Raw genomic sequence first — 12,961 nt, 5'->3', positions numbered from 1 at the left:
TTAATTCGGCGCCTATTTCAAACCTACTCAGATGTCTTTCTCAACATCGTCGGACTGGGCCTCACCGTGCAGAACATCCAGCAGGCTTTTTACTTCGTACACCGTCCGGTTGTAGGAGTTGCTTAGCATAATAATAACAAAGTCATCTTCCGGGCTCATCCACATCATGGTATTGTAGCCTTTCCACCAGCCAGTGTGGTAAATATAGCGCGTCTCCTCCTGCTCGTCGAGGTGCAGCCGAAATCCATAGCCGTAGTTCTTCATCCCTTTTTTCTCGAAGCTACGCGGGATAAAAGCTTCTCTGAGCGTGCGTTTGCTGATCAGGCAGCCCCCATGAAGGCCCTTATAAAAGTGGTAAAGGTCTTCGGTAGTTGAATATATACCCTTATCACCAACTATATTGTCGTAGTAGTCTTTGGGAATAACACGTCCAAACTGGTGCCCTACCGTCCTTCGCTGGGTCGAATCCGCCGATTTGGTAATCAAAAAGGTATGCCGCATTCTCAGCGGTTCGAAGATATGTTTCTGCAGGTAGTCGCCAAAAGCCATGCCGGATACTTTCTCCACAATAGCCGCCAGCACCAGAAAGTTGGTGTTGCTGTAACTAAAAGAACGGTCCGGTATATTGTAGCGCTGGGGAGTAGGTTTTACCGTCGCAAACCACCGCATCACCTCAAAGTTGGAAGGGTACTTGCGCCCGTGCCGTACGCTGTCCATAAACGAATAGGCGTAGTTGGGCAGGCCGCTGCGGTGGCTCAGCAGCGAGCTGAGTCGAATACCTTTGTAGGGAAAATCCGGAAAAAAGCGTTGAATGGTGTCTTCCAGGCTAAGTTTACCGGCCTCCTGTAGCTTCAGTATGGCTACTGCCGTAAAAGGCTTGGAGAGGGAAGCCAGCTGAAAAGAATGCTGGTTGTTCAGTGAGTCCCTGTCGCGCAGGTGGGCGTAGCCAAACGATTTCTGGTACAGGATTACCCCTTTCTGAGCCACCAGGACATTTCCGTTAAAACCTGCCAGGCGTTTTTTTCGGAATATTTCTTGAATTTGGGCAACCTTGGCTTCCGCATTGATCTGCCGCCGTATGGCCGCATCCTGCTCCGCCGTAAGCGGACTACCCAGGCATTCGGTAAGAGACTTACTCTTTTTATTTACTTTTTTTTGCTGGCCTTTCTGTTCGCAGGAAAAGAAAAGTATAGCCAGGGCAACCCAAACTACCCATCGCATTTGCTTCATCACGCGGCTATTGGTCCAATAAGGAATAGTCACAAATGTATTCGTACAGTTACACAACTCCTAACGTACGAGTACTTTAGTATGTTGCCTGTACCCATCCTGATCGAGTGATAGCAGGTACAGGCCGCTTGGAAGTGGGTGATTGGGCAGAAGTTCCACCACATCGCCGCCCTGACTGTGGGCGCGGAAAGAGATTTCCTGGCCCAGCAGATTAGTCAGTCGCAGCGAGGAAATATCCGTACTATAGGCACGCAGCCGGATCAGCTGCGAGGAAGCCGGATTGGGACTTACCAGTACCATGGGGGTATCAGGACGTACCAGGGCATCGACTACTTTTGAGTACTCAAACGTACCGTCGTTATCAACCTGTCGCAGGCGGTAGTAGTTTACGCCGGTCAGGGGGCTCTCGTCCACAAAAGAATACTGATTGCGGCTTTGGGCATCACCGGCGGCGTTGATCCGGCCAATGTCGTTAAACTCTTTCAAATCGGAGCTACGCTGTACGATAAACTCTTTGCTGTTGCGCTCCCAGGCGGTTTCCCAGGCCAGTTCTACCTTACCGCCGGTGGGCTGAGCCCGGAAAGAGACCAGGTCAACCGGCAAAATCCCGTCCACATCACGAATCAGGAAGTCGGTGAGTTGTATAATACCATCTCCGGCCTGAAAACGGAATGAAATATCCGTCAGGGGTACTTCACTGCCTGAAACACGGGGTGAATTCCGTAAAAAGCGGGTACCATTTATCCAGAGATCAAACGATTTTGGATTTAAAATATCCTGTACACCCGTAGGAGTCAAATAGAGAAGCGGTGTATTAAGGTTATTCAAAACCCAGGTAATAAGTACTGAGCCGCTATAGGTACCGCTGTTTACCGCGTTGGTCCCGGTTCTTCTAAATAGATAGTTATTATCCCCTAAAAAGTTAATTGAAAACTTTGCGAAAATATTGTTGTCATTCGGTACCGAATTGTCGGAAGGGCTTAAGTTGTGACCTACATTAAAGGTAGCTACACTACTCGTAAGAGAACTGGCGCGCGGAACATTAACCCTAACCTGATAGTACATGGTAGTAGGGGCAGGGGTAAAGTCCGTGGAGCGAACAATACGGCCACTACCCGAACCAGAGGTACTTGTACGTTCAAACTCTACGTATCCCTGATTAGGGGGTAATCTGAGCGTGGCCCCGTTCTGAACGTATATAGTATCAAACTGAGCAAAGTTGGGCGTTCGGGAGGTAAAAGGCCCGGCACCAAAAAAGTTCTGCTCGAAATAAGTAGTCTGGGCAGAAACCGCCGTCAGGGCTAAACTGAAGATACCAGCTAAGTACAGTGTCCGGATATAGGTGTGGTATAGGTGTCGCATATTGGGGTCCGCTTTTGCATTGGTCAAAAGGTAAGCTACTGATATAACTCTGCTTTACAAAGATAGTTATGAGAAATAGACTTCATAGAACCATTTTTATCAATTTTATCCGCGGAGTAATAAATACCCCTAATGGAAACTACTGACGCAGTCGCTAAATGACGGTTTTCTAGTGGCCGACCATCGATTAGGTACCCGAGCGCAGGCCGAAGCCAAGATCGCGACCATCAGGGAAGCGCTGGTGCGGTTGGGGTAGGTGATAATCTGATATAATTAAAAAAGCGTTGGTAGCCCCGTTGGTGTTATCAGCGCTTTTTTAGTATTTTTTCAAAATTATAAGCCCTCTTCTCCTATATGAATAAGCTACTACTCCTTATTAGTTCCCTTTTTAGCATATTAGGTACTTCTACTATGGCCCAGGTTACAAAAGTAGATTCTGCCCTTACCGTACATGAAGTACAGCCGGAATATCCTGGCGGTTATAAAGCGCTCTTTAAGTACATTAGTGAAAACTTTAAGTATCCTGATTCAGCACTCAAAACGCAATATCAAGGTACTGTTAAAGTAAAGTTTATAATTGAGTGGGATGGAAAGCTTTCCGTTGATTCTCTTGACTTTGAAAGAATGAAATTTTATAGAAAGAGAGCTGACGAGACGTTAAAAATAAAAGCAAAGGAGGATATAGCAGCGGAGACCAAAAGGGTTTTCGAAAGTTTACTTGATTGGACACCCGGCTATTCTAATGGCAAACCAGTTAGAGTAAAATATACACTCCCTTTTAATCTTTGGTTAAATTAAGATCCAAGCTTTGCTGTATGGATTCTGCTGCTAAATATGGACTCTCTGCACTGCATTTTTAGTCCCGACTATAGCTTATCCGGCTTTTTTGCGTGTTGCTCCAAAACCTTTGATGATAAACAACAATTCAATCATTTGAGTATATTTAGTCAATCAAAGAGTACATATATGGTGAATTATAAAGAATTAATAAGGATAAATCCAGAAAAGAGGTTTGGTCGCCCTTGTGTTCGGGATACTCGAATAAGTGTATATGATGTACTAGCCTGGTTATCCAAAGGGATGACCAAAGCCGATATTATAGAGGATTTCCCTGAGTTGACTGAAGAGGATATCAACGCCTGCCTGGCCTATGCTGCCGAGCGGGAGCATAATCTACGGGTCGCTTAGTTGAAACTCTTATGAAATTGCTGTAAGACCAGAACATTTCCTACCGGCTAGTACGCAACTTACAGGATATCTTACCTGAACTGACTCATATACAGTTTGTTGGCCTACAGGATGCAGAAGACATATGAAATTTGGGGATTTGCAAAGCGCAATAACTACACTATTATTACCTTTGATGCAGATTTCTATGAGTTACAAGTAATCAGAGGCTTTCCACCCAAAATAATATGGCTGCGGTTTGGCAACATGACCCGGCAGGAATTCATTCGCTTCTTTGAGCAGAATACTGAGAGAATAAAAGACTATTTAGATTCCCAGGAATTTGAAGATGTAGGCTGTTTAGAATTCAATCAACCTTCATTAAATGTCCATGCATACCGGCGACGAAGAAGTACAATTTCTGGAAGGGGTACTTTACGAAACCTTCGGTAGCGCCCCTAAACTGCTCGATGTGCGGCTGGTATCGGGAGGAAGCATTAATATGTCGGTGCAGCTTACTACGTCGGAAGGCTCATACTTCGTGAAGTGGAATACTGCCGATAAAGAAGATATGTTCAGGGCGGAATCTATGAGCCTGAAAGTACTGCGCGATGCGGAAGTCCTGACAGTACCGGAGGTAATCGGGTACGGTAGCCGGAGTAACAAGTCTTACCTGATACTTGAATTTATTCAGGCGGCTTACCGCCAGCACAACTATTGGGAAGGTTTCGGAGAGTCTTTGGCTATTCTTCACTCTCACACGCAAAAAAGCTTCGGCTTATCCTTCGACAACTACATAGGTTCCCTTCCTCAAGGCAACAGTCTTAGTAATGATGGCATTGAGTTCTTCATAGAGCACCGGCTCAAACCTCAGGCCGGATTGGCCCTCTATAACAACCTGATTTCGCACAAACTCCACGACAAGTTTCAAACCTTGTACAAAGCCCTGCCCGACCTGCTGCCACGCGAGCGTCCGGCCCTGGTACATGGCGACCTCTGGTCGGGCAATGTCATCGTGGACCATCATGGGTACGTAGCCCTTGTAGATCCTGCTACGCATTATGGTCTGCGTGAAGCCGAAATTGCCTTTACTTTCCTCTTTGGCGGTTTTGAACCGGCTTTTTATGAAGCTTACTACGAAGTATTTCCGATGGAGAAAGGCTTTGAGGAGCGCATCTCTATTTATAACCTGTACCCCCTGCTGGTACACGTCAATCTGTTCGGCAAGAGTTACCTCAGCGCCGTGGAAAAGGTACTTGATCGCTTCTAATACTTATTCTCTTCTCTGCTCATTTACGTACAAAATTTCTCCTCTGATTTATGGTTTGAAGTATCCCCTTCCTATTAGGCACTCGGCCTTTCAGATACTAAACCTATCGCTTATGAATAATTATTATCCGTTAATCATATATTTTTTATTGGTAAGCGATAAAAAATATTACATTTGCTTATCCATTTAAAACAATATAAAATGAGAACTGAACAAATACTTAACATTTTACGGGTAGTAGCATGGATAGTATTTATCGGAGCTATTGGCCAGGCTACTGTAGCGGCCGTAATGATTATAGCTTTTTCTCTCAGCGAGAGCTTGCCTGACCTACCTGCCCCCCACGTAGGAGTACTTCTATTACTTGCCAGCTCAACATTGACAGTCCATGTTCTTTATGCTCAGCTATGGCTAAAAATAAAGGACCTGCTATCAGAGATAAATCTGAGCAGCCCATTCACAATTACCGTGGCCAATAAGCTTTTGGCCATCAGCTACGTCATGCTCTCTATATGGTTCATTAGTTTTATTAATATGAACTTTAATCACTACCTCAACAAGCGCATGCCCGAAGTGGTGAACGCCATGGGGGAAATCGGGAAAGACCTCATAGCCTTCAACATCAACGGTGCTTACCTGCTAGCGGCTGGCATTGTATACATCATTGCGCAGGTATTCAGGCGGGGGGTAGAGCTGCAGCAGGAAAACGACTTAACTATATAAGGATGGCCATAGTAGTCAATGTAGATGTGATGATGGCCCGGCGCAAAATGTCCCTGACCGAGCTGGCCGAAAAAGTAGATATTACCATGGCCAATCTATCCATTCTGAAAACCGGCAAAGCCAAAGCCATTCGCTTTTCAACGCTGGAGGCCATTTGCGCGGCCTTGGACTGCCAGCCGGGCGATGTACTGGAATACGTACCCGATAAAGTCCTGCCAGACCGGGTCTCGCCAGACCGGGTAGGTACCACCTCCTGACTCAGCAGTAGTACTTCTACCCTAGCCGCGCGGAAATCTTGGACGTCGGACCATTTTCGTACCTTTGTGAAATGGAAGAAACACCAACCAACCCTTTTGAGCAGTTCAAACTCAACCGCCAGCTGCTCAATGCCATTGAAGAAGCCGGTTATACCCAGCCTACCCCTATTCAGGAGCAGGCGCTGCCACTGGCCCTGGCTGGACATGATGTACTAGGCATTGCTCAAACGGGTACCGGCAAGACAGCAGCCTTTGTACTGCCGCTGCTCATGAAGATCAAATTCGCCCAGGGACAGCACCCGCGGGCACTTATACTCGCTCCTACCCGTGAACTGGTAATGCAGATAGCCGAGGCCATCGGGCAACTAAGTCGCTATACCGACATACGCACCGTGTCGCTCTACGGAGGTTTGGGGCCTAAGTCACAGATTGAGGGAGTACAGCAGGGCGTAGATATTCTGGTCAGTACCCCGCGCCGGTTTCTGGACATTTACCTCAAAGGCGAGATCGTTCTAAAGCATATCAATACCATGGTACTCGACGAAGCCGATAAGATGATGGATATGGGCTTTATGCCACAAATCCGGAGTATCCTGGAAGTCATCCCGCGCAAGCGGCAAAACCTGCTTTTTTCGGCTACCTTTTCGGAAAGGGTCGAGCGCCTTTCCTACGAATTTCTGGAATTTCCGATGCGGGTGGAGGTAACGCCCTCCGCTACCACGGCCGAAATGGTGACGCAGCGCCTGTACGAAGTACCTAACAACCGCACCAAGATTAACCTGCTGACCTACCTGCTGCAGGACGAGGAGCGATTTAGCAGGGTACTGATCTTTACCCGCAGCAAAGAGATAGCCGATAACGTATTTAAATTTCTGGAACGGAAGGTAGTGGCCGAAGGAGCTATAAGAGTTATCCATGCCAACAAAGGACAGAATACCCGTATCAATGCTATGGAAGCCTTTAAGGAAGGAAACGTGCGGGTACTGGTAGCTACCGACGTAGCCTCGCGGGGTATTGACGTCACGGAGGTAAGCCACGTTATCAACTTTGACGTACCCCTCATTTACGAAGACTACGTACACCGGATCGGGCGAACGGGCCGGGCCAACCACGCGGGCGAAGCCATTACGTTTATGACCATGGCCGACGAGTACCACATCGGGAAAATAGAAAACATGATCAGGATGGAGATACCCCGCGCGCCCTTCCCCGAAGCGGTAGAAATAGCTTCTACGCCCGCGGAAGAAAAGCAGGCTATGCTGCGTGAGATTGATAACCAGAAACGGCGTGAAGACCCTACTTTCCAGGGAGCCTTTCACGAGAAAAAGAAGCGCTTTTTTTCCAACGCCGGTAAAACAGGCGCATCCAAAAGCGGAAACAGGAAAAAGAACGGGCCAAGGGGCGGCTCCAAAAAAGGATCGCGGCGATAATATCTGGCTGAATGCTATTGAATATCCGCTAATTACGTATTTTTGTTAGGCGGCAGCCAGGCTATCCTTACCCGGAATCTGGCTGGCCTTACCCTTACGCACTATACACAATATTAGCCAACAGGGCAGCGTTTTTAGTCGAACGAACAGTCTGTTCTGTTTTACAACTTACAATGAAGCTTCACTTAGGTATTTTGCTGGCTTACTTGTTGCCCTTCGGGGTGCTGGCTCAGAGTGTTCAACTGGCCCGCAACGGACACTCCCCGGATACCAACGTATCCAGTACCCGCTCTCTGACGCTGGCTGAGCGCCACGTGCTGCCCCTGTTTGGTGAAGTAAGCAAAACATCGGCTCAAATCGAAGAAGAAATCCGCTTCCTGAGCGACGTCGATAAAACGTTCGGCAGCCGTGACGAAGCCAGCCAGTTTTTTGCGACCCGGGGTTGGGAGTACCTTCAGGAAGGCCAGCTCGATACGGCAATCTACCGGTTTAATTTGTCCTACCTGCTGAACGACAAGAATATTGAAGCCTACTGGGGACTGGGGGTTATTTGTTACCAGAAAGAAAAACTCCCCGATGCGGAGCGCATGCTACGCAAAGGAGTGGACCTCGCGCCCGATAACGTGGCGCTGCTCGTTGACCTTTCTACCGTGGAGCTGAAGCACTACGCGCTGGTTAGTGAGGCGGAAGACCTCCAGGAAGCCGACCGGGTACTGCAGCATGCCGTAACGCTGGACTCCACCTACGCGCAGACCCACTACAACCTGTCGCTTGTCGAGTACTACCGGGGCAACTATGCGCAGTCGTGGGAGTACCTGCACAACGGGCGTAAGCTCAACTTTTCTCTTTTTAACTTCGAGTTTTTAGAATTACTCCGCGCCAAGCTTCCCGACCCACAGGGCTTTTTCAAATAAAAGGGCTACCAGTTGTCCGCCTCAGGTACCCTATTAAGTACCTTCATTAAGTACCTTCGGCCTCTCAACTGATAGCCATTCTTTGGTAAGTACTTGCGTAAAAAGTACTATTAAGTACTTATAAAAATACTAATAGCTATAAGCTAACTTGCTAACAGCTACTTCATTGCTTCTCTTATTTATTTAAAATAAAAACCCGAGGGCGCTATCTCTACCCGTAGCGAATCTACTACCGAGCCGTCGGGACGGTACCTTAGTACATAGCCGGATTGCTTAAAGGAAGGAGTAACTCCCGCGTAAACAAGTCCCTGCATAGGATCAACCGCAAGACCGCTAAATACGCGCCTCACAAATGGTTGAGTAGCCGGTATGCTGGTATCGTTGATACTAAAACGATATACCTCTCCTTTCTGCTTAAAACCATCGGCTGAGTCATAGAAGGAGTAAACAAAGTAGAAGCTACGGAGATCGGGGCTGATGGCGAAGTGGCTGGCGGTCTTGACCGGGTGGTTACCTACTTTCATTGTCGCTTCGATGGTACCTGTTTGTGGATTAAGCCGTACCACATTACTTCCTGACTCTACCCAAAGTTTACCGTTGGCATCTACTGCAATGGGGTTGGGCATAGTACCCACGGCTACGCTCTTTTTAACCTCATCAGTAGCTACGTCAATAACCGTCAGACTGGTGGCTTCGCCGGCGGTACCCAGGTACACTTCGTTTCCTACCCGCACCATGCGGTCGGCGCCTTTGGGGGCGGCTATCTTTTTAACAATCCGTTGCGTAGACAAATCAATAACGGCCACGTAGCCGGGGTTCTTCAGAAAGTTGGAAAAATCACCCGTAGCATCCCAGCACGACACGTAGGCTTTGGTAGTACCTGCTATAACCACCGAGCGTGGATTTTCGATGTCGGGGGCCGCCAGGGTTCCTTCTCTTTTAAAGGTACCCCGGTTTATTATTTCTACCTTGTCCTGTCCGGCGGTACTGTTGTCAACCAGAATAATTCCGTAGTCGCCCGCCTCGGCGTAGCCTTGTACACCGCCGGTAAGAGGAGCCCCGTTTTCTTTCATAAATACATCCCCTTCGGCGGTAGACTGCTCGCGCCGGAAGAAGGAGATACTACCGTTATTATCAAAAAAATTACCTGCGTTCATCACCAGCACACCATTGTCATACGCCTGGGGTTCCGGCTCCCTTTCCTGACACGACCAGACTACTACCGACAATAGTGCCACTCCTATACTCTTTACTACGTGGTTTTTCATGTTACTTGGCATTGGTATACGTTAAAAGAAAATTGATTGAATAATAGCGCCCCGGCATGGCGTTGCGCTTGACATTGAGATAAAAAGTATTCAGCACATTATGGACCTGTCCCTGCAGGCGGCCCTGCCACGGCCCTTTCAGCAGGGTAGTTTCGGCCAGCACGTTGGCCAGTACATAACCCGGCAGCGACTTGGAATTGTCGAAAGTATAGTAGCGTTCACTGCCTGCCTGTAGCTGGCCCGTTAGCCGGCTTCGACCCCGCTGCAGGTAGCTGCTAAAAGTACCACTGTGTACCGGTACATACACCAGTTGCTTTCCGATTACATCAACGGCGTAGGCATCGTATATCCGCTCCTGCGAGGTGCGGGTGAAGGCGTAGAGCAGGTTACTTCCGGCCAGCCAATGCCCCCATTGTCCCTGCCAGCGGGTTTGCGCCTCCAGGCCCCGGGCCACCACCAGCTGCAGATTTTCGACGCGGTAGTTCCGGTCCGGATTCCAGTAGGTCCAGTCGTCGACGCGGTTGTGGTAGGCGGTCAGGGAAGCGGTAATATGGTGGTTCCTGTTCAGGGAGTACTTCTCTTCCAGCCCGATTTCCTTATTTAGTCCACTTTCGGGACGAATGTCCGGATTACCCAGTTGCCGCCAGTAGCGCTCGTTCAGGGTAGGTACGCGGTAACTACGACCAACCGAGCCCTTAAGCCTGAGCGAATGTCCTTCTTCTGCCACCACCAGGTACTCGGCCCCCACCGAAGGTGTAAGAGGCGGGTCAAAGCGCGTAACGAAAGCCTGCCGTACATTGGCCGACACCAACCAGCGGCGCGAAGCCTGCCAGCGCAGCAGGGCAAAAGCGTCGCCCCGGTTTTCGGTAAGCAACGGCAGCACATAGCCTTCTACCCGGCTGCGGTAGTGCGACCACTCCCCCCCTACCCGCAGGGTCAGCGATGCCTGCGGAGGCCTCAGCTTCCACCGAAACTCCCGCTCCAGGCGGTACAGGTAGCGGTCGGTTTCGGTGTGGTCCAGCTCCATAAAGTCGCCCCGCCCGAAGTCAATGATATCGCGTATCCAGGCTGTGCGCAGGGTCCAGGGGCCGGTTTCGTACTGTAAAAGGGTGCGGTACGCCTGGGTGCGGGTCAGCTCGCGGGAGGTTAGATTTTGGGGCGTAAGGGTAAACTGATTATCCGTTAGCCACAGTTGAGCCGACAGCCGTTGTCCTTTTGTATTTTGAAAGAATAAATCCTGCACCAGCCCCCGTTGCGCGGTAGTGGAAGGCTCCAGGGCAGAGCCGCGGCGCTCTTTAACCCGGTAGTCATTGTTCATCTGGCCGTCGTAAAGCAGCGTTTTACCCGAAAGTACCCAGGCGGAGTTTAGCCGGGTACCGTAGCGGGCCCCCAGTTGGGTCTGCTGGTTGCCGAAGCTCGCCTGCTCCCGACCCACCAATAGAGAAAGCCCCGGCTCCGGCTGAGGAGTACTTCCCAGCAGGATACTCCCGCCCACGGCGTCGGTACCTACCACGCTGGCCGCTGCCCCGTACTGAACCGAGAGCTGGTCAAAGCCCGCTACGGGAATGGTAGAGAAGTCGGTTTGGCCCAGATTAGGCTGGTTGATGTTCACCCCGTTCCAGAGTACGGCGGTATGGTTGGGAGAAGTACCCCGGAAGGAAACCGAGGTGAGCTGGCCCGGCCCGTAACTCTTAAAAGCCAGGGGCGTGTGGAAAGCCAGCAGTTCGGTCAGTGACTGAAACCGGAACAGTTGTAAAACCGCCGAATCTATACGTTGTACCTTAAGCCCCGCCATAAAACGCTCGGGCACAAAACCCCGTACCGTTACGGCCTCTAACGCTATGGAATCTGTAAGGGCCTTTCCAGGTTGGGCGTCGCTACGTTGGGCATAGCCGGGTAGGGCCGTCAGTAGCGGTAAGGCTACCAATAGCAATGTACTTACCCGGACCAGTCGTACTTTGAACACGCTAAACAAGTCTACTCCGCGGCAGCAACGGGCTACCCGACGGTGGTCTATAAAAAGGATTAGCATTCGGTACGCCATCGTGGTTTTTCCTCCGAAAACCGTGACTGCGGATCGCTTTGGGCAGGTCTCCTGGCTTGTCTCGCTGGCTCTGTGCCTTCCCGTTCCTTTTGAGGGGTAACAGTGGCTATGAGAGTAATAGAATCAGCTTTTTTTACTATGAGACTTACAGTTGCGGGGACAGCTCCCGTTTTGAACGGGATTCCCTATTATGCCTTGAAAGCCCCTCCGAAGAGGCATCAGGCACCTAAAGCTGCCTCAAAGGTACATAGTGCCCCCGGAAGTACCAAATCCTGATCCGGCCAAAATCCCTTACCTTTGCAAAAAACCTGGTTTCCATTGTCCGCTATACGTTCCGATTCCTTACCTGCCGATGTCTCCCGCAAGGGTATCCTGTACATGCTGGGAGCCGTGGTGTGTTTTGGGATAGTGGGCGCGCTGGCCAAGTGGCTCAGCCGCGACTTTGACACGGTGCAAATCGTTTTCTTCCGGAATGTGGTAGGGGTGGTATTTGTCGGCGCCAGCGTATGGAACCGGCCGCTGCAACAGCAGGGCGGACGGCTCGGGCTGCTTGTTTTCCGGGGTGTAATAGGTACCCTGTCCCTGTACCTGTTCTTTTACGCCGTCCAGACCCTCGGCCTCGGTGCAGCTACTACTTACCAGTATACCTACCCCATATTTCTGGCGCTGCTTTCGTGGCTGGTCGTGGGCGAAACCCTTTCCGCCCGTGAGTGGACGGCCATTGCCGTGGGGTTGGGCGGGGTACTTTTCATCTTTCGTCCCGACCTGACCATGCCCCTGCGCAACCACGCCATCGGGCTCAGCAATGCTTTCCTGACGGCGGTCGCGTACCTGTCGATCCGGCAGCTCAGCCACTACTACGACACCCGTGCTATAGTACTTTCTTTTATGCTTTCCGGTATCGTCATGCCCTTTATGTCCATGGTGGCCGGTAGCTGGTACCCCCATACCGGCCTTGATTTTCTGCTGGGTACCTTCCACTGGCCCACCACAGCAGCTCATTGGGCGGGCTTACTGGCCCTCGGGCTAATCGCCATTGGTGGGCAAATCTTTCTCACCGAAGCGTTCACCTACGACAAAGCCGGGCGCATAGCCGCCGTCGGGTACTCCAACATCGTGTTTTCATCGGTCCTAGGCCTGTGGCTGGGCGACCCTTTCCCCGGCTTATCCACCCTCATCGGTATGGTACTCATCATCAGCGGCGGAGTCATGGTATCTTTGCGGAAGTAGTATTTATTTATATCTTGTAATTCATTGAGGGTACCTTCCATTAAGATTTAGTACTATTCCTGAACT

General features: G+C 50.1%; 13 protein-coding genes and 1 riboswitch. Of the genes, 9 read left to right on the top strand and 4 right to left on the bottom strand.

Annotated features, from left to right (window positions below):
- Nucleotides 1-27: 27 nt before the first annotated feature.
- Together VGN67_RS23650 and VGN67_RS23645 are read right to left on the bottom strand one after the other, a co-directional pair.
- A complete protein-coding gene (locus tag VGN67_RS23650; protein ID WP_327489875.1) occupies nucleotides 28-1,263 on the bottom strand; it encodes a serine hydrolase domain-containing protein in 1,236 nt (411 codons plus the stop codon).
- A 27-nt stretch (nucleotides 1,264-1,290) separates the two neighbouring features.
- The gene (locus VGN67_RS23645) at nucleotides 1,291-2,592 is read right to left on the bottom strand and encodes a T9SS type A sorting domain-containing protein (RefSeq protein WP_327489873.1); all 1,302 of its coding nucleotides are present in this window, start codon (nucleotides 2,590-2,592) and stop codon (nucleotides 1,291-1,293) included.
- A 354-nt stretch (nucleotides 2,593-2,946) separates the two neighbouring features.
- On the opposite strand from VGN67_RS23645, the gene VGN67_RS23640 reads away from it, so the two are divergent.
- From VGN67_RS23640 to VGN67_RS23610, 8 genes are all read left to right on the top strand, one after another.
- Nucleotides 2,947-3,390 carry a hypothetical protein gene (locus VGN67_RS23640; protein ID WP_327489871.1) on the top strand — a complete coding sequence of 148 codons (444 nt, stop codon included), beginning with the start codon at nucleotides 2,947-2,949 and terminating at the stop codon, nucleotides 3,388-3,390.
- A 36-nt stretch (nucleotides 3,391-3,426) separates the two neighbouring features.
- A complete protein-coding gene (locus tag VGN67_RS24610) occupies nucleotides 3,427-3,780 on the top strand; it encodes a DUF433 domain-containing protein (RefSeq protein ID WP_327489869.1) in 354 nt (117 codons plus the stop codon).
- A gap of 111 nt (nucleotides 3,781-3,891) precedes the next feature.
- Nucleotides 3,892-4,212 carry a DUF5615 family PIN-like protein gene (locus VGN67_RS24605; protein ID WP_414717363.1) on the top strand — a complete coding sequence of 107 codons (321 nt, stop codon included), beginning with the start codon at nucleotides 3,892-3,894 and terminating at the stop codon, nucleotides 4,210-4,212.
- Nucleotides 4,145-5,029 carry a fructosamine kinase family protein gene (locus tag VGN67_RS23630; RefSeq protein WP_327489866.1) on the top strand — a complete coding sequence of 295 codons (885 nt, stop codon included), beginning with the start codon at nucleotides 4,145-4,147 and terminating at the stop codon, nucleotides 5,027-5,029. The genes VGN67_RS24605 and VGN67_RS23630 overlap by 68 nt, the downstream gene beginning before the upstream one ends.
- 201 nt (nucleotides 5,030-5,230) lie before the next feature.
- A complete protein-coding gene (locus VGN67_RS23625; RefSeq protein WP_327489864.1) occupies nucleotides 5,231-5,752 on the top strand; it encodes a DUF2975 domain-containing protein in 522 nt (173 codons plus the stop codon).
- 2 nt (nucleotides 5,753-5,754) lie between these two features.
- Nucleotides 5,755-6,009: a helix-turn-helix transcriptional regulator gene (locus VGN67_RS23620; protein ID WP_327489862.1), complete on the top strand. Its 255-nt coding sequence runs from the start codon at nucleotides 5,755-5,757 to the stop codon at nucleotides 6,007-6,009.
- A 71-nt stretch (nucleotides 6,010-6,080) separates the two neighbouring features.
- Nucleotides 6,081-7,439: a DEAD/DEAH box helicase gene (locus VGN67_RS23615; RefSeq protein WP_327489860.1), complete on the top strand. Its 1,359-nt coding sequence runs from the start codon at nucleotides 6,081-6,083 to the stop codon at nucleotides 7,437-7,439.
- 173 nt (nucleotides 7,440-7,612) lie between these two features.
- Nucleotides 7,613-8,353 carry a hypothetical protein gene (locus VGN67_RS23610; RefSeq protein WP_327489858.1) on the top strand — a complete coding sequence of 247 codons (741 nt, stop codon included), beginning with the start codon at nucleotides 7,613-7,615 and terminating at the stop codon, nucleotides 8,351-8,353.
- Between the two features lie 179 nt (nucleotides 8,354-8,532).
- Here the strand turns inward: VGN67_RS23610 and VGN67_RS23605 are convergent, their stop codons facing one another.
- Both VGN67_RS23605 and VGN67_RS23600 read right to left on the bottom strand, forming a co-directional pair.
- Nucleotides 8,533-9,621 carry a YncE family protein gene (locus VGN67_RS23605; protein ID WP_327489856.1) on the bottom strand — a complete coding sequence of 363 codons (1,089 nt, stop codon included), beginning with the start codon at nucleotides 9,619-9,621 and terminating at the stop codon, nucleotides 8,533-8,535.
- Between the two features lies 1 nt (nucleotide 9,622).
- A complete protein-coding gene (locus tag VGN67_RS23600) occupies nucleotides 9,623-11,653 on the bottom strand; it encodes a TonB-dependent receptor plug domain-containing protein (RefSeq protein ID WP_327489854.1) in 2,031 nt (676 codons plus the stop codon).
- Nucleotides 11,654-11,689: 36 nt separating this feature from the next.
- Nucleotides 11,690-11,910: riboswitch (cobalamin riboswitch) on the bottom strand.
- A 73-nt stretch (nucleotides 11,911-11,983) separates the two neighbouring features.
- On the opposite strand from VGN67_RS23600, the gene VGN67_RS23595 reads away from it, so the two are divergent.
- Nucleotides 11,984-12,895 carry a DMT family transporter gene (locus tag VGN67_RS23595; protein WP_327489852.1) on the top strand — a complete coding sequence of 304 codons (912 nt, stop codon included), beginning with the start codon at nucleotides 11,984-11,986 and terminating at the stop codon, nucleotides 12,893-12,895.
- Nucleotides 12,896-12,961: the final 66 nt, after the last annotated feature.

Source organism: Telluribacter sp., from assembly GCF_035998675.1.
Lineage (GTDB): Bacteria > Bacteroidota > Bacteroidia > Cytophagales > Spirosomataceae > Telluribacter.
This window is presented reverse-complemented; position numbering and strand designations above follow the sequence as displayed.